The 15,191-nt window shown below is 63.7% G+C and carries 19 protein-coding genes; 16 read left to right on the top strand and 3 right to left on the bottom strand.

Features of this window, described 5'->3' with window-relative positions; all coding sequences use genetic code 11:
• The first annotated feature begins 358 nt into the window (after positions 1 to 358).
• The 16 genes from AB0876_RS25110 to AB0876_RS25035 all read left to right on the top strand — a co-directional run bounded on the left by AB0876_RS25110 (position 359) and on the right by AB0876_RS25035 (position 11,671).
• Positions 359 to 1,135, top strand: coding sequence for an SDR family NAD(P)-dependent oxidoreductase (locus tag AB0876_RS25110; RefSeq protein WP_526043217.1), 777 nt, complete (start codon positions 359 to 361; stop codon positions 1,133 to 1,135).
• Between the two features lie 41 nt (positions 1,136 to 1,176).
• Complete coding sequence (gene msrB, locus AB0876_RS25105; RefSeq protein ID WP_526043216.1) at positions 1,177 to 1,638, top strand: peptide-methionine (R)-S-oxide reductase MsrB; 462 nt, start codon at positions 1,177 to 1,179, stop codon at positions 1,636 to 1,638.
• Positions 1,635 to 2,183 carry a peptide-methionine (S)-S-oxide reductase MsrA gene (msrA, locus tag AB0876_RS25100; protein ID WP_526043215.1) on the top strand — a complete coding sequence of 183 codons (549 nt, stop codon included), beginning with the start codon at positions 1,635 to 1,637 and terminating at the stop codon, positions 2,181 to 2,183. The genes msrB and msrA overlap by 4 nt, the downstream gene beginning before the upstream one ends.
• A 135-nt stretch (positions 2,184 to 2,318) precedes the next feature.
• On the top strand, positions 2,319 to 3,431 hold the full coding sequence (gene tal, locus AB0876_RS25095) for a transaldolase (RefSeq protein ID WP_526043214.1): 1,113 nt from the start codon (positions 2,319 to 2,321) through the stop codon (positions 3,429 to 3,431).
• Entirely contained in the window at positions 3,428 to 3,982 is a 555-nt protein-coding gene (locus AB0876_RS25090; RefSeq protein ID WP_526043213.1) for a DUF421 domain-containing protein, read from the top strand. The genes tal and AB0876_RS25090 overlap by 4 nt, the downstream gene beginning before the upstream one ends.
• A complete protein-coding gene (locus AB0876_RS25085) occupies positions 3,979 to 4,578 on the top strand; it encodes a molybdopterin-dependent oxidoreductase (protein ID WP_526043212.1) in 600 nt (199 codons plus the stop codon). The genes AB0876_RS25090 and AB0876_RS25085 overlap by 4 nt, the downstream gene beginning before the upstream one ends.
• A gap of 3 nt (positions 4,579 to 4,581) precedes the next feature.
• Positions 4,582 to 5,322, top strand: a complete 741-nt coding sequence (locus AB0876_RS25080) for a ferredoxin reductase (RefSeq protein WP_526043211.1) — start codon at positions 4,582 to 4,584, stop codon at positions 5,320 to 5,322.
• Positions 5,323 to 5,346: 24 nt separating this feature from the next.
• Entirely contained in the window at positions 5,347 to 5,628 is a 282-nt protein-coding gene (locus AB0876_RS25075; RefSeq protein ID WP_526043210.1) for a DUF6510 family protein, read from the top strand.
• A gap of 13 nt (positions 5,629 to 5,641) precedes the next feature.
• Positions 5,642 to 6,712 carry a sodium:calcium antiporter gene (locus AB0876_RS25070; RefSeq protein WP_526043209.1) on the top strand — a complete coding sequence of 357 codons (1,071 nt, stop codon included), beginning with the start codon at positions 5,642 to 5,644 and terminating at the stop codon, positions 6,710 to 6,712.
• 128 nt (positions 6,713 to 6,840) lie between these two features.
• Positions 6,841 to 7,377: a YkgB family protein gene (locus AB0876_RS25065; protein WP_526043208.1), complete on the top strand. Its 537-nt coding sequence runs from the start codon at positions 6,841 to 6,843 to the stop codon at positions 7,375 to 7,377.
• 143 nt (positions 7,378 to 7,520) lie between these two features.
• Positions 7,521 to 7,835: a hypothetical protein gene (locus AB0876_RS25060; protein WP_526043207.1), complete on the top strand. Its 315-nt coding sequence runs from the start codon at positions 7,521 to 7,523 to the stop codon at positions 7,833 to 7,835.
• On the top strand, positions 7,819 to 8,124 hold the full coding sequence (gene usfY / locus AB0876_RS25055) for a protein UsfY (protein ID WP_526043206.1): 306 nt from the start codon (positions 7,819 to 7,821) through the stop codon (positions 8,122 to 8,124). The genes AB0876_RS25060 and usfY overlap by 17 nt, the downstream gene beginning before the upstream one ends.
• Before the next feature lie 100 nt (positions 8,125 to 8,224).
• The gene (locus AB0876_RS25050; RefSeq protein ID WP_526043205.1) at positions 8,225 to 8,821 is read left to right on the top strand and encodes a sigma-70 family RNA polymerase sigma factor; all 597 of its coding nucleotides are present in this window, start codon (positions 8,225 to 8,227) and stop codon (positions 8,819 to 8,821) included.
• 274 nt (positions 8,822 to 9,095) lie between these two features.
• Positions 9,096 to 9,287 (top strand): hypothetical protein, encoded by a 192-nt coding sequence (locus AB0876_RS25045; RefSeq protein ID WP_526043204.1) that lies wholly within the window; start codon positions 9,096 to 9,098, stop codon positions 9,285 to 9,287.
• Between the two features lie 27 nt (positions 9,288 to 9,314).
• The gene (locus AB0876_RS25040; protein WP_526043203.1) at positions 9,315 to 10,037 is read left to right on the top strand and encodes a sensor domain-containing protein; all 723 of its coding nucleotides are present in this window, start codon (positions 9,315 to 9,317) and stop codon (positions 10,035 to 10,037) included.
• Between the two features lie 353 nt (positions 10,038 to 10,390).
• Positions 10,391 to 11,671: an acyl-CoA dehydrogenase family protein gene (locus tag AB0876_RS25035; RefSeq protein ID WP_526043202.1), complete on the top strand. Its 1,281-nt coding sequence runs from the start codon at positions 10,391 to 10,393 to the stop codon at positions 11,669 to 11,671.
• Between the two features lie 58 nt (positions 11,672 to 11,729).
• On the opposite strand, the gene AB0876_RS25030 is transcribed toward AB0876_RS25035, so the two are convergent.
• The 3 genes from AB0876_RS25030 to AB0876_RS25020 form a co-directional block, all read right to left on the bottom strand.
• The gene (locus AB0876_RS25030; RefSeq protein WP_003879572.1) at positions 11,730 to 11,885 is read right to left on the bottom strand and encodes a hypothetical protein; all 156 of its coding nucleotides are present in this window, start codon (positions 11,883 to 11,885) and stop codon (positions 11,730 to 11,732) included.
• A 104-nt stretch (positions 11,886 to 11,989) separates the two neighbouring features.
• Positions 11,990 to 14,470 carry a transglycosylase/D,D-transpeptidase PonA2 gene (gene ponA2, locus AB0876_RS25025; RefSeq protein ID WP_491841376.1) on the bottom strand — a complete coding sequence of 827 codons (2,481 nt, stop codon included), beginning with the start codon at positions 14,468 to 14,470 and terminating at the stop codon, positions 11,990 to 11,992.
• A 174-nt stretch (positions 14,471 to 14,644) separates the two neighbouring features.
• Positions 14,645 to 15,133: a hypothetical protein gene (locus AB0876_RS25020; RefSeq protein ID WP_491841377.1), complete on the bottom strand. Its 489-nt coding sequence runs from the start codon at positions 15,131 to 15,133 to the stop codon at positions 14,645 to 14,647.
• Between the last annotated feature and the right edge of the window lie 58 nt (positions 15,134 to 15,191).

The following is a 15,191-nucleotide window of genomic DNA, read 5'->3' as shown; positions in this document are numbered from 1 at the left end:
GCAGCAGGAGTTGATAATTGCATCTGATCGCGGTCACACAACAGCAGGCTGCGGTGAGGCCACGCGTTGGTCAGGTCGACAGGCCCAGATCTCGCGACGGCCTCTGGGGGTAATCGAGACACGCCCTGAACGCAACGCTGCCCCGGTCAGCGAGCGGATGGCCGGCAGCCCGTCGGTGTCAGCCGCAACGATTTCGTGGCTCGGTCGCTCGGACACCGCCTGTCGAGATTGCGAATGTGCAGACTGCCTGGCCGGAGGGTCACCCGGGTGATTGGTGGCGCCGGGTGACGACAGCTAACCCCCGGCGGGGCCAGGCTGGACGCGCAGCAGCTGAAGAAGACAGGAAAGGGGCTCCGTTGTGGCTGGAGAGTTCGAAGGAAAGAAGATCATCGTGGTCGGCGGGAGTGCCGGCATGGGACATCAGGCCGCGCTCGATGTAGTCGAACGCGGTGGCAGCGCGGTGGTCATCGGACGCTCGAAACGTCGTGTCGACGACACCGTGGCCGAGTTGCAGAGTCTCAACGGGCAAGCGTGGGGGATCGCCACCGATTTGACCGACCGGTCCGCGGTGGCCGATGTCCAAGGGGTGTTGACCGAAAACCACGGTGACGCAACGTTGATGGTCAACGCGGCGGGATTCTTCGTCCCGAAACCGTTTCTGGACTACGACGCAGAGACCTACGATTCCTATCTCGATCTGAATTACGCGCTGTTCTTCCTCACCCAGACCGTGACGGCCGCCATGATCGCCGGGGGTGCCGGTGGATCGATCGTCAACATCGGCTCGATGTGGGCTCATCAGGCCATCGGAGCGACCCCGTCGACCGGGTACTCCATGCAGAAGGCGGGGTTACACGCCCTGACTCACAATCTGGCCATCGAGCTGGCCGATCATCAAATCCGGGTCAACACCGTCGCACCGGCCGTGGTGAAAACGCCGTTGTACGAAAAGTTCATCCCCACTGACCAGATCGACGCCACCCTGGCGACATTCGCGCCGATGCATCCCCTGGGCCGGGTCGGCACACCGACCGACGTGGCGAACGCCATCACGTTTCTGCTCTCCGATGAGGCGAGCTGGATCACCGGGGCGATTCTCAACGTCGACGGCGGCATCATGGCCGGCCGCAACTAGATATCAGACAGCCCGATCTGAAATCATCACGAGGAGTAGCAGTGACGCACCAATACCACAAGAATCCCGACGCGATCGATGCGTTGAGCCCTGAGCAGTACTACGTGACGCAGGAGAACGGCACCGAATTGCCGTTCACCGGCGAGTATCTCGACAACCACGAACCTGGCATCTACGTCGACGTCGTGACAGGCGAGCCGTTGTTCGCCTCAATCGACAAGTTCGACAGCGGTACCGGATGGCCGAGCTTCACCAAGCCGCTCGACGGCGACAACATCGTCGAGAAGTCCGACCGCCGCCACATCGTGGTGCGCACCGAAGTGCGCTCACGTCATGGCGACAGCCATCTCGGGCACGTGTTCACCGACGGACCCAGATCCGAAGGTGGTCTGCGCTACTGCATCAACTCCGCGGCGTTGCGTTTCGTCCACCGTGACCAACTAAAGGCCGAGGGGTACGGCCTTTACCTGAGCCTGTTCGAAACCACCGAGGTGCAGCCATGACCACCAAGACCGCGATTCTCGCGGGCGGGTGCTTCTGGGGCATGCAGGACCTCATCCGCAACCAGCCCGGCGTGGTCGCTACCCGCGTGGGCTACACGGGGGGTCGCAACGCCCACCCGACGTACCACAATCATCCCGGCCACGCGGAAGCTGTCGAGATCGTCTACGACCCGACGCAGACCGATTACCGCGCGCTGCTGGAGTTCTTCTTCCAGATCCATGACCCGACCACAAAGAACCGGCAGGGCAACGATGTCGGTTCCAGCTACCGGTCGGCGATCTTCTACCTCGACGACGAGCAGAAACGCATCGCGCTGGACACCATCGCCGATGTCGACGCCTCGGGACTGTGGCCGGGCAAGGTGGTCACCGAGGTGACGCCTGCCGTCGATTTCTGGGAGGCCGAGCCCGAGCACCAGGACTACCTGGTCCACTACCCGAACGGGTACACCTGCCATTACCTACGTCCGGACTGGAAATTGCCGTCCCACAGTGGTTCTGACGCCGGGGTACGCACGCCTGCGGAGTCGGGCCGTCATGAGTGAGCGCTACCTCGGACATGGACACCGCACGTCGGTGAGTGATCGGCAGATGCTGGTCGCCGCGTTCGCGCCACCGATCGTCGCGCTAATCGTACTGTTCGCCGGTAGAGCAGCGCATCCATCGAATGCAGTCTTGCGGTGACGCAGAACGCCGTTCTGAACGCCCTGTCAGCGGCGGGGGTGGCGGTCTGGTTGGACGACTTGTCTCGGGACCGCCTGCAATCGGGCGATCTGCAGCGGTTGATCGATGCCAGGAGCGTCGTCGGCGTCACCACCAACCCGTCGATTTTTCACGACGCGATCGTGCACAGCCAGGCCTATTCTCCGCAGCTGGCCCGGTTGGCCGAAAGCGGCGCCGACGCCGAATCGGCCATCCGGACCGTGATCACCGACGACGTACGGGCGGCCTGTGACGTCCTGCGGCCACAGTGGGAAGCCTCGCGAGGTCTGGATGGTCGGGTGTCGATCGAGGTCGATCCGCGGCTGGCCCACGACACCGAGGCGACAGTCAGCCAAGCAGTGGAGCTGTGGAGGATCGTCGACCGGCCCAACCTGTTCATCAAGATTCCCGCGACGACGGCCGGGATGCCTGCGATCACCGCAGCGGTGGCCGAAGGTATCTCCGTCAACGTGACACTCATATTCTCCGTCGATCGTCACCGCCAGGTGATGGATGCGTACCTGGATGGGCTGGAGGCCGCGCAGCGAGCCGGTCGGGATCTGACCGAAATACATTCGGTGGCATCGCTCTTCGTCTCGCGCGTCGATGTTGAGATCGACCGGCGGCTGGAAGCGATCGGTTCCGATGCCGCCAAGGCGCTGCGTGGTAAAGCGGCGATCGCCAATGCGCGCCTGGCCTATGTGGCCTATCAGGAGGTGTTCGAGGCCGGATCCCGGTACGCCGCGCTCAGCTGCGCCGGTGCCCGCGGGCAGCGGCCACTGTGGGCATCCATTGGGGTGAAGAACCCCGCCTATCCCGACACCATGTACGTCACCGGACTGGTTGCGCCGAACACCGTGAGCACGATCCCGGGCCGAACCCTGGATGCCCTCGCCGACCACGGTGTCATCTCTGGTGACTCGATCGCCGGCACGGCCGCCCAGGCCCGGCAACTGCTCGACGACGTCCGCGGGGTCGGAGTCGATCTCGCTGACGTCTTCGCGGTCTTGGAACGAGATGGTGTGGCCAAGTTCGCGGACTCCTGGCGGAAACTGCTGGCGGCGTACCGCTCATCGGCGGTGTCGACATGAACCGGATCGTCGATGTCCTCATCGGCGATGTCGCCGGGGTGGGGGACGTGGCGATCAAGACCTCGGCTCTGTTCTTGACCGCGGCGATCCTGTTCCGCTTCACCGAACGACGCACCTTGGCGGAATTCGCGCCGTTCGACTGGATCGCTGCAGTCGCGGCCGGCGCCATCGTGGGCCGTGCCGCCACCGCCACCGACACCGCGTGGCTGCAGGCGACCACAGCACTGCTGTGCATCCTGGGCGCCCACGCGGTCCTGGCGCGACTGCGGTTGATTCCCGCATTGTGTCGGATCATCGATCCGCCGTTGATGGTCCTGATCAGTGACGGGGAAGTGAACTGGCGCAACCTGCGCCGTTGCGGCCTGACCGCCGCCGATCTGGAGGCGGTGCTGCGCGAGCACGGGTACCCCGACGCCGGCGGTGTTCGGCTGGCCATTCTCGAAACCAAAGGGGCCATTTCGATTCTGTGGGCCGACACGATCCACGCACCACGAGCGCGGACGCCGATCCCGGGGAACCGACAAAACACCGGACAGAGGGAGCACCAATGACTGTCGTCAACAAAGGCTTCCGCGGTCGCCGCACAGAAGCGGCCCGTGAGTTGCCGCCAGGCCAGCATCTGACCGCGGACTTCCCGGTCCTGCAAGCCGGACCGACTCCGCATATCAACCTTGATGACTGGCGATTCACCATCCGAGAGGAGTCCGGAGCCGAGCATGTATGGACGTGGGCCGAATTGCTGGAACTGCCCCGCGAGCGGCCCACTGTCGACATCCACTGCGTCACCACCTGGTCGAAACTGGATACCGAGTGGGAAGGTGTTTCGCTGGATTCGCTTTTCGCTTCGGTCAACTCGGACTCCGAGTTCGCGCTCGTCAGCTCCTATGGTGGTTACACCACGAACCTCCCGGTGACCGATCTCCTCGGTGGCAGGGCCTGGATCGTGTACGGCTACCAAGGCAAGCCGCTACCCGACGTGCACGGTGGCCCAGCTCGGTTGCTGGTGCCGCACCTGTACTTTTGGAAGTCCGCGAAATGGGTGCGGTCCATCGAGTTACGCGCCGGCGACACATCCGGCTTCTGGGAGGGCCTGGGCTATCACAACTATGGTGACCCGTGGCGCGAACAACGCTATACCGGGGACTGAGTCGTGGCCGACGGTGTGGCGCGTAAGTTGCCCTGGCGGATCGCCCGCGTGGTGGACTCTGCATTCGAGACGGAATTGGCGCAGACGATCGGTCTGTCCGTGCCGGGCTGGAGTGGCCACGCGGCCGGTCAGCACATCGAGCTGAAGCTCACCGCAGAGGACGGGTACAGCGCACAACGCAGCTATTCACTGGGCAGGCCGGCCGACGGTGAGCACATCGAACTCACCGTGCAACAGATCGCCGACGGCGAAGTTTCGCCCTATCTCGCGGGAATGCGCCCCGGCGAGAACATCGAGATCCGCGGACCCATCGGCGGCTGGTTCGTCTGGCGTCCGGGTGAGAAGGCGCGGATCCTGTTGGTCGCCGGCGGATCGGGCATCGTCCCGTTGATGGCGATGTTGCGGCAGCGGGTACTGTTGGGCAGCACGAAGTTTCGACTTGTCTACTCGGTGCGCAGACCTGCCGACGTCTATTACGCCGACGAATTGTCCCGGCTCGAGCGTGATTGCGACTGGCTGCGGGTCACAGTGGTCCACACCCGGGCGGCCCCGTCGCACAGCATTCGGCCACCCGGCCGGCTCGGCGTAGGTGATCTCGCCGTGCCCGGGTGGATGCCCGACGACGATCTCCGCAGCTACGTCTGCGGTCCCAACGGATTCGTGGAGTCGGTGACATCGATGCTGATCGGGTTGGGACATTCGCCGTCCACCATCAGGACCGAGCGGTTCGGGCCGAGCGGCTGATCCGACAACGAGGAAGAAGGAACGATGTCAGAACCGATGCTGGTCGACGGTAACGCCGCGGCAGGTGCTTTCGCCGAAGCACTGGGATTCGATGCCACCTCCGCGATGTTGACGTGCGCCGGTTGCGCCACCGTCTCGGCATTCGCCGAGTGTCATGTCTATGGTCGCGCACCGGGGGTCGTGGTGCGGTGCCCGGGCTGTGGCTGTGTGCTGGCCCGGTTGGTGCGCACACCCACTGACGCGTGGCTCGATTTGCGAGGCTCTCAATCTATGCGTATTCCGTTGTGGGAGACGCAAACCCCATGACGGTAGCCGTCTCGTGAGCGAATCTCCGATGTGGCTGCTGACCGTGATGTTCATCGTTGCGGGCGCGGCGATCTGGGCTGCGGGCATCCGACTAACGGATCAGACCGATGTACTGAAGACGCGGCTGGGCCTCGGCTCGGCATTCGGCGGCCTGATCCTGCTGGCGATTGCCACCAACCTCCCCGAGGTCGCCATCGTCGTTGCCGCCACGGTGGCGGGCAATATCGGTGTGGCGGTGGGGAACATCCTCGGCGGCATCGCGATCCAGACGGTGCTGTTGGTGGTACTCGACGCTTTCGGGGTGCGTGGCTTCAGGCCACTGACCTACCGCGCGGCGTCATTGGTGCTGGTGCTGGAGGCCGCTCTCGTCGTTGCGGTGCTGGCGATTGCGATCATCGGCACCCAGTTGCCCGCAACGCTGATCACAGCGCGGCTGACGCCCGCTCCGGTGCTGATCATGTTGGTGTGGGTGCTCGGCCTGGTGTTGTTGCACCGGGCCGAACAGTCGTTGCCCTGGCACGGGTCGGGGCAGCCTCCCGACGGCCAGCAGCATCCCCGTGGGCACCGCAGCGTGATGTGCGAGATTCAAGCCTCCGCCGAGGGAACCAGTACCGGCAGAGCAGCCGTGGGCTTCGTCTCCGCGGCTGTGGTCACGCTCATCGCCGGCGTCGTGTTGGAGCGCAGCGGCGATGCCATCGCTGACCGTGTCGGTCTGTCCGGCGTATTGTTCGGCGCTACCGTACTGGCCGCGGCGACCTCGCTGCCCGAGCTGTCCACCGGTCTGCGATCCGTGCGACACGGTGACTACCAGCTCGCTGTGTCCGACATATTCGGCGGAAACGCTTTCCTTCCAGTCCTTTTCGTACCTGCAACGCTGCTGTCGGGGCAGGCCGTGTTGCCGGGCGCGCAGCGCACTGACATCTATCTCACGGCACTGGGAATCGTGTTGACGCTGACCTACGCCGTGGGTCTGGTGTTCCGCCCGCGCCGCCGCATCGTGCGCCTGGGCGTCGACTCGCTGGCCGCCCTCATCTTTTACGGAGTGGGCATGGTCGGACTGTTCAGCGTCTCGAACATGCGGTGAAGAGACAGGCCTTCGGCTCTCACCCGGGTGAGAACCGCCGTGGGGTGAAGACGGCTCACCTCCTGCGCGCAGATAGTGGTAACTGTCCGAGCAGTAAGGCGGCGATGTGAGATAGGAACGGAGAGGCGATGTCACACGATCAGGTCACCGACATGGTGGCCGATGGAGCGAGAAAGTTCCGGGCGAGCGCCATCGCGGCACTCGTAGCCCGCTATGGCCTGGTCATTGTGCTGGTGTGGTTCGGCGCAATGAAATTCACTTACTATGAGTCGCACGGTATTTCACCGCTGGTGGCGAACAGTCCGCTCATGAGCTGGATCTACGACCTCATCTCCATAAGCGCATTCGGTCGGTTCCTCGGTACTTTCGAGCTGATCGCAGCGGTTCTGCTTGCCCTCAAACCGTGGTTCCCGAAGGCGTCCATCGCCGGAGGTGTATTGGCCTCGCTCTTTTTTCTGACCACACTCAGCTTCATGATCACCACTCCCGACGTGGGCGAAGCGTCTGCCGGAGGATTCCCGGTATTGTCGGCCAACGGGCAGTTCTTGATGAAAGACATTGCCTTACTTGGTCTGGCGGTATGGCTGCTCGGGGACGCAATCGACGCGACCCGCCACCGGGAAAGGCAGGCCGTCACACGTCCCGACCTTCTGCGTTCATCGTGACTGGGTCGGCGCGCGGACGAACAGAGGGCTCAACTGTGCTGTCGTCCACGTCGACGGCACAAATTTTGCTGCGTGCAGTTCTGCTGTTGGCCTGGTGGGCCATTGGACTACTGATTGCGGCGTGGGTCGTTCCCGGAGTCACGTTGTCGGCACGGGGTTTCATCGTCGCCGTGGGGGTGTTCGCGGTAACGCAGACGATCCTGTCGGTGCCGATCATGAAGTTGCGACACGGTTACGCATCGCTGCTCCTTGGAGGAACCGGTCTGGTCTTGACGATCGTCGCTTTGATCCTGGCATCGGTGTTGGCGCAGGGGCTGACCATGGACGACGCAGCATCCTGGCCGGCCACAGCGGTCGTGGTGTGGCTGGTGACAACGATCGCGGCGGTTACGTTGCCCGAGTTGCTCATTCGGGACGAGGGCGACGACGGAGGGAGAGGTGATGGGCGACACGAATGACGATCCGACCGATCATTTCCGGACGACGCAGCCGCACGCCGGTATCGCGTTGAAGGACAACTTCTATTGGCCGGGGCTGATTCTGCTGTCCGTAGCGATGCTTGGGGTGATCGCCACGGTGGCAGCCGCAGCGTACGGACATTACGAGTGGTTGTCCACCACGGTGCTCATCGTGATTCTCGGGGTGGTCGCTGCAGTGTTGTGGTTTGTCATGGAAAATCGCCGAGTGACCCGCGTCGAGGCACTGTGGGAAGCGGCGCACCCGAGCAGGCGGATGCGAACGCGCTGAATCACAACAGCCGACACCAAAAGCGTTACGGCAGAATCACCCGGGTGGGTAGCCGACCTGGATGATGACAACTCACCCGGGCCATGCCGAGGATGTCCGCATGGCAACAATTGATCACTCTGAAGGCGGCGGCTCATCACCGAATGTGCGAGCTCCGGAGCTGGACATACGGTTCGCCAACGACGTGCTGCCGCATCTGAACCAACTCCACAACCGCGCCCGCCGAATGACCCGCAACGCCGTGGACGCCGAAGATCTGGTCCAGGAAACGATGTTGAAGGCGTACTCAGGATTCCATACCTTCGCGGAAGGAACCAACATTCGGGCGTGGCTCTTCCACATCATGACGAACGCGTACATCACCGGTCTGCGACGTGCGAAATGTCGGCCGAGCGAGTACCTCTGCGACCACATCACCGATCGGCAACTCGTCGCCCAGAGCCAGCGCTCCTCGTCAGGACCGCGATCAGCAGAACTTGATGCACTGGATGCGCTACCCGACGTCGAACTCGCCGACGCATTGGCGACATTGCCGATCCAGTTCCGGCTGGCGATCTACTATCGCGATGTCGCAGGACTTCCGTGTCGGGAGATCGCCGAGATCATGTCGTGCCGCGAAGGCACCGTCATGTCGCGTCTGCACCGCGGACGGCAACGACTACGAACCTTGTTGGGGCCCGCCCTCGAAGGGGCATGAGCTCGGCGGCGGGGGTCTGGAGCGGGCGCATAGGCTTCGGCCACCGGAAGCGTTGTGCGCGCGGTAACCCTTCGGGAACCAGACGTGTTCACGCATTGCGCGCTTCAGGCCGTCGTGCTGTTTCCCAACTCCGACCGGACCAAAGGCCTCCTCCGATGACGGAGTGCTCAGCATGGTGAGCACCCAGACCAACGCGCAGAAGGACGGATGGGCTGTGGTCCCGAGACCTGGAGATGGGCCAGATCGAGAACCGTCTGTTGGGGTGTGGTGGCCAATGCCGGCCCAACTCTGTGAGACCTCGCTCGGCGTCGAGGCCGGTGGTGTCACCGTTGCTGCGGATGCCCTGCGCGCCGAGTTTGATGATGATTCGGTAACAGTTTCGGAAAGTCTTAATCTGTTATTGGAAATGTCCTGCGTCGAGTGGGCCTTCGCTGTTTTTCTGGATTTATCCAACGGGTCAATATGACCGTGACTCAGATGTGCCGGCGAAGAAATGGGGGAACGACGAATGCACATTGCGACCACCGCGATCACGATTGCTGCTGCTTGCGCCCTTGCCGCGGGCTGCGGGCAGTCAACGGAACAAGCAGCCGAGCCCACACCGACAAAGCCCATGATCACGTCGTTTCCGCCGACGCCGCTGAGACAAAAAACACTGCCCCGATTGTTGCTGTCCCCCGAACAGATCAACGCGGCAATGACCGCAGGGGGCATGACGGTCACGGGTACCGACTCTCGAATGTCTGACGACAGCGGGACGATGGCGCCCCGCGAGTGCCTCGCCGTCGACGGCGCCGCCCAAGCACCCGTGTATGCCAACAGCGGCTTCACCGACGAGCAAGAGGTGTCGCTGGCGGTGCCGGATGTCCTCACTCACTACGCCAAGCAGGCGGTGGTCCGATTCGCCGACGCCGACCAGGCCAAGGCCTTCTATGACTCGTCAGCGCAACAGTGGCCGGCGTGCAAGCACTACACCCACACGCAGACCGGCACTCTGTGGGACGTGGGGCCCATCTCCACCGACGGCGGCGTACTGAGAACTGTGACAACCCAGACCAACGCCCAGGCGGGCGGGTGGGCCTGTGGCCGGGCATTGACCGCGAACAACAACATCGTGGTAGATGTCAATACCTGCAGCGCCAACCCGGCCGATTCGGCCGTCAAGATCGTCAGGCAGATCTCCGCCCGGATCGATGCACCGCCCATAGGCTCGTAGGTTTCGGCGATATCAGGCCAACACGGTGACCACGCCGAGCGCGGTCCCACACAAAATGACGACTGCGGTAACTACCGCGTACGCGAACACCTCCGCCGGGCGCACTCCTACTGGTCGTCGCGTCCGCGAGATGGCCTCAGACCAGGCTGTCGCCCATCAACTGGACGTCCGATGGCGCCGAGGATCCGCAAGATGCCCGGCTCGCCAGCAGAATGCCGCCGATCGTGTGTGGATCCGCCGTCACCTTGTGGGTAGCCACGGGGTTCTCGGAGTCTTTTCCCTCGCGGGCTGTGCGGCGGATGCTAGACAGGGGTACATGCCTGACGATCAGGGCATCACTCGAGGAGGCCTGTATGGCATGGGATTTCAGCACCGACCCGGAGTTCCAGAAAAAGCTCGACTGGGTCAAGCAGTTCTGTGAGGACAAGGTCGAGCCGCTCGACCACGTCTTCCCATATGCGGTGCGTTCACCCGATCCGGTGGTGAAATCGTATGTCCGAGAGCTGCAACAGGAGGTCAAGGATCAGGGCCTGTGGGCCATCTTCCTGGACTCTGAGCTCGGCGGCCCCGGTTTTGGACAGCTCAAGCTCGGGTTGCTCAACGAGATCATCGGACGATACGCGGGCGCACCGCACATGTTCGGAGCGTCGGCGCCCGACACCGGCAACATGGAGATGCTCGCCGCCTACGGCACCGACGAACAGAAAGAACGCTGGCTGATTCCACTGCTCAACCAGGACCTGTTCTCGGCGTATTCGATGACCGAACCTCAGGGCGGTAGCGACCCCAGCCTGTTCAAGACGCATGCCGTGCGTGACGGCGACGAGTGGGTGATCAACGGCGAGAAATGGTTCACCTCGGCCGGCCGGGTGGCCGACATTCTGTTCGTGATGTGTACCAACGGCATGTTCGTGGTGCCGCGCACGACACCGGGTGTCGAAATCATGCCCGAGCCGCGAAATCACAACCACATCGTCTACCGCGATGTCCGGGTTCCGCTCGACCACCTGCTCGGCCCGGAGGACGGGGCAAAGGTGTTGGCGCAGAGACGTCTTGGTGGTGGACGGATTCACCACGCGATGCGCACCATCGCCCAGTGCAACTTGGCGTTCGACATGATGTGCGAGCGGGCGCTCAGTCGGAAATCTCACGGCAAGGTCATATCCGAACATCAGATGGTGCAGGAGAAGATCGCCGAGTCCTACGCCACGATCAAGATGCTTCGGCTGTTCGTACTCGAAACGGCGTGGAAGATCGACAACACCTCCACGCAGGAGGCACGCACCGAGATCGCTGCCGTCAAGTTCACCATGGCGAAGGTGTTGCGGGAGGTGTCGTTCAACGCGCTGCACATTCTCGGTTCGCTTGGCACCACTGATCTCACGCCCCTTCAGGCGATGTATGCCGGAGCTCCGACCATGGGCATCGCCGACGGCGTCGACGAGGTACACAAGGCCACGGTGGCCCGCCGCGTGCTCAGGGATTACCACCCGCACGAGGGACATTTCCCGACGGAGTTCATCCCGTACAAGCGAGACGAGGCCCGCAGGAAGCTGGAGCCCGTACTGGCCGCGAGACCAGATCTGGCTGCGTCCGCCGAGGCCTACCAGAAGTATTTCGAACGCCACCGCTGAGCCTTCCCGCCCGAATTACGGTGGGCGGGAAGGCATCGCGGCCGGGCAGTCGGGACAGCTAGAACCAGACTTTCCGCCCTCCGACGGGGCGGCCGACGGCGCCGAGAATCCAGAGGATGATCCCGATCACCACGAGGATTCCGCCAATCGTGTAGAGGATCGAGATGCCGGCGAAATAGCCGATCAACAGGAGAATGATGCCGAGCACAATCATGGTCAGTCCGATCCTTCTAGGTAGCAACCGAAGTGTTGTCGGCGACAGGAATTGCCAGATCCGTCGATATTCAAACGTGCGGGCACGTAGGTGTCCGTCGGCCGTTACGCAGGGGGCGGCGGCGGCGGAGGAGGTGGTGGCGGTGCGGGCGGCGGCAACGTGATCGGCGGTAGCCCGGGGATCTCGATGACGTTGGGCGGCGGGGGTGGGCCCAGCTGATTGAGCAGGTCTCCGGGTGGCGGAGGTGGCGCTTCCGGCGGCGGGATGTAGACCGGCGGCGGCACATACCCCGTGCTGGTGTTGATCGTGACGATCGAGCCGGGAATGGTCCTGCCGCTCGGAGTGGTGCCGACCACCGAACCCTTCGTGGCATTGCTGTTGACGGCAGTGGGTTTGTCGGCCACTCGGAAACCGGAGTCCAGCAGGCGTTTCCGGGCGTCGTCGACCTTCAGACCGGTCACGCTCGGTACTTCGCCGCCGGGGCCGCCGTCGACGTAGCGCGGGTCGGTGGGAGGTAGGCCGATGGGGCCGAAGTCGTCGGCAATGGGACTCATTGCGGCATACCAGGTCAACGCCGGCTCGGTACCGCCGAACAGGGTGCCGTCGCCGCATTTGCGCAACGGGTACGAGCACAGTCCCGACGGTGACGACGAGTCGTCGAAGACGTAGTTCGCGGCGGCGTACCGATTGGTGAAGCCGATGAATCCCGATGAACGGTGGGCCTCGGTGGTGCCCGTCTTGCCCGACATCGGCAGCTTCCAACCGACCGAACTCGCTGCGCCGGCGGCGGTTCCGCTCTGGGAATCCTTGCTCAGAGCGTTCGACAACGTGTTGGCGAGGCCCTCGGGCACCGCCTGATCGCACGGAACGGTCTCCACACCCACTTCATGCCCGTTGCGATCGAAGATCTTGTCGATCGGGCTCGGGGGACACCAGGTACCGCCGGAGGCGAGGGTGGCTCCGACATTCGCCAATTCCAGCGCATTGAGCTCGAACGGGCCGAGCGTGAAGGAGCCGATGTTCTGCCGCTTGACGTAGTCGGCGATGCTCTCGTCGGGGTTTGTCCCGTCCGGGTTGTAGTCACGCGCGCTACCGGGTTCGGCGTAGGACCTCAGCCCCAGTCGGACCGCCATGTCCACCGCGCGCGGTACCCCGATCTGTGAGATGAGTTTGGCGAAGGCGGTATTGGGTGATTGTGCCAGGGCGTCGGTGACACTCAGCGGGCTGCGGAAACCGTGCACGTTGCGCACGCACCAGGTTTCCCTCGGACACCCAGGGGTGTCGCTGCTGCCCAGTCCCTTGCCCGCAAATGTTCCGGGGACATCGAGTGGGGAGTTGATGCCCATGCCCATATCCAGTGCGGCTGCGGTGGTGAAGATCTTGAAGATCGACCCGGCGCCGTCACCGACCAACGAAAAGGGCTGCGGTTGCACGGTCTGGTTGGCATCGAGATCGAGTCCGTAGGTGCGACTGTCGCCCATCGCGATCAATCGGTGGGAGTCCTTGCCGGGAGTGATCACGCTCATCACGCTCGCGACCCCGGCGGCGTTGGGGTCCGCATATTTCTCGATGGCCGACTGGACGCTGTCCTGCACCTTGGGGTCCAGCGTGGTGCGGATCAGGTAACCGTTGCGCGCGACGTCCTTCATCGTGAGACCGGAGCGCGCCAGGTAGTTCAGCACATATTCGCAGAAGAAGGCCCGATTCCCGGCGGCGATGCAGCCTTGCGGAAGTGGGTCTGCCTGGGGGAGTACCCCGAGCGGTGTCGCCTTGGCGGCGCGCAGTTCCTCGGCGCGGTCCGGCAGATAGTCGATCAGCGTGTCGAGCACGAGGTTGCGTCGGGCCAGGGCGCCGTCGGGATTGGTATAGGGGTCCAGTGCGCTGGTGGACCGCACCACGCCGGCCAACAGGGCGGCCTGCGGCCAGGTGAGGTCGGCGGCATCGACGCCGAAATAGGTACGCGCGGCGTCCTGAACTCCGAAGGCTCCGTTGCCGAACGACACGAGGTTCAGGTACCGGGCCAGGATCTCGCTTTTGGGGAGGGTCTTGTCCATCGCCAGCGCGATACGGATCTCGCGCAGCTTGCGTGCGGGGCTGACCTCGACCGCGGCCAGACGCTCGGCGTTGGTGTTCGCCTTGACCAGAAGGTTGTAGTTCTTGACGTACTGCTGCTCGATGGTGGACCCGCCGCGGACCTCGTCGATGCCTCGCAGATAGCCGAAGAGTCCGTTCAGCGTGCCCTGGACATCCACTCCGTTGTGTTCGACGAAGCGCTTGTCCTCCACCGAGACGATCGCCAGCTTCATGGTGTCGGCGATCCGATCGGGAGGAACCACCCATCGGCGCTGCTCGTACAGCCAGGCGATCGGTTTGCCCGTGATGTCGACCATGGTGGTGACGAGCGGTGCGTCCCCTTTGAGCACCTCCGCCGAATCCTGTGCCACCGTGTCGGACAGCCGTGCTGTCATCATGCCGATGCCGCCGACGACGGGAAACATCAAGACCGCCGCGAGTAAACCGGCCAGCACACAGTGCATGGCCAACTTGGCAACCGTAGACCGCGACCGCGGTGGCGGGCCGGACATGTCCTCAAGCGTAAGGCGCTCAGCGGCCGGCGATGGATAGATCGCACGCAACACGTTGGCTACGTTGTGATTTCAGAACCCCGGATTATCGATTCTGATGAGATTCTCACGGCCGACGGCCGCTGCCCGCTGTGCATCGGCGCCCTGACGCGCAACCGGGCCGACGCAGCGTCGCTAACGATCGCCGCGACTGCAGTTCGGATTCGCCGGCTTGGCAGGCCAACTGCACACGTCGATGTAAGTGGTGTTGGCGTACCCACCGCCGTCGAACACGCCGTAGGCGTCGCCGTGGGTGCCGGTGTAGGTGGCACCGCCGCCTCCGCCGCCGCCCGAAGTGATGATCGTGGTGACCGTCCACCCCTTGCTCTGTAGCGCGTCCTTGTACGCGGTCATCACGTCATTCGGAGACCCGTTGACCTGGTAGTGCACGTGGATTCCGCCGTCGGCGATGTCGTCGGGCCCTCTGGTCTGCTGCACGTCCGCGGGTGTCGGCACCAGTGCCGCCATCGCCGCGCTGCCCCCGCCCGCGGTGGTGGTGGCACTGGTGCCGACCGGCGCCGTCGTCGTGGTGGCCTCGGCCTTCTCGGTGACCGGACTGCACGCCGTGGCGGCCAGACCGATTGCCAACGCCCCGATGAGGCAGGTCGTGGTGTGCTTCGTCATGGCATCCCCGTTCGTCTCGCCGCACGCTACCAACGCAGGCAAAGACGTTTGGACAATA

The organism is Mycobacterium sp. NPDC049093, from assembly GCF_040704635.1.
Lineage (GTDB): Bacteria > Actinomycetota > Actinomycetes > Mycobacteriales > Mycobacteriaceae > Mycobacterium.
This window is presented reverse-complemented; position numbering and strand designations above follow the sequence as displayed.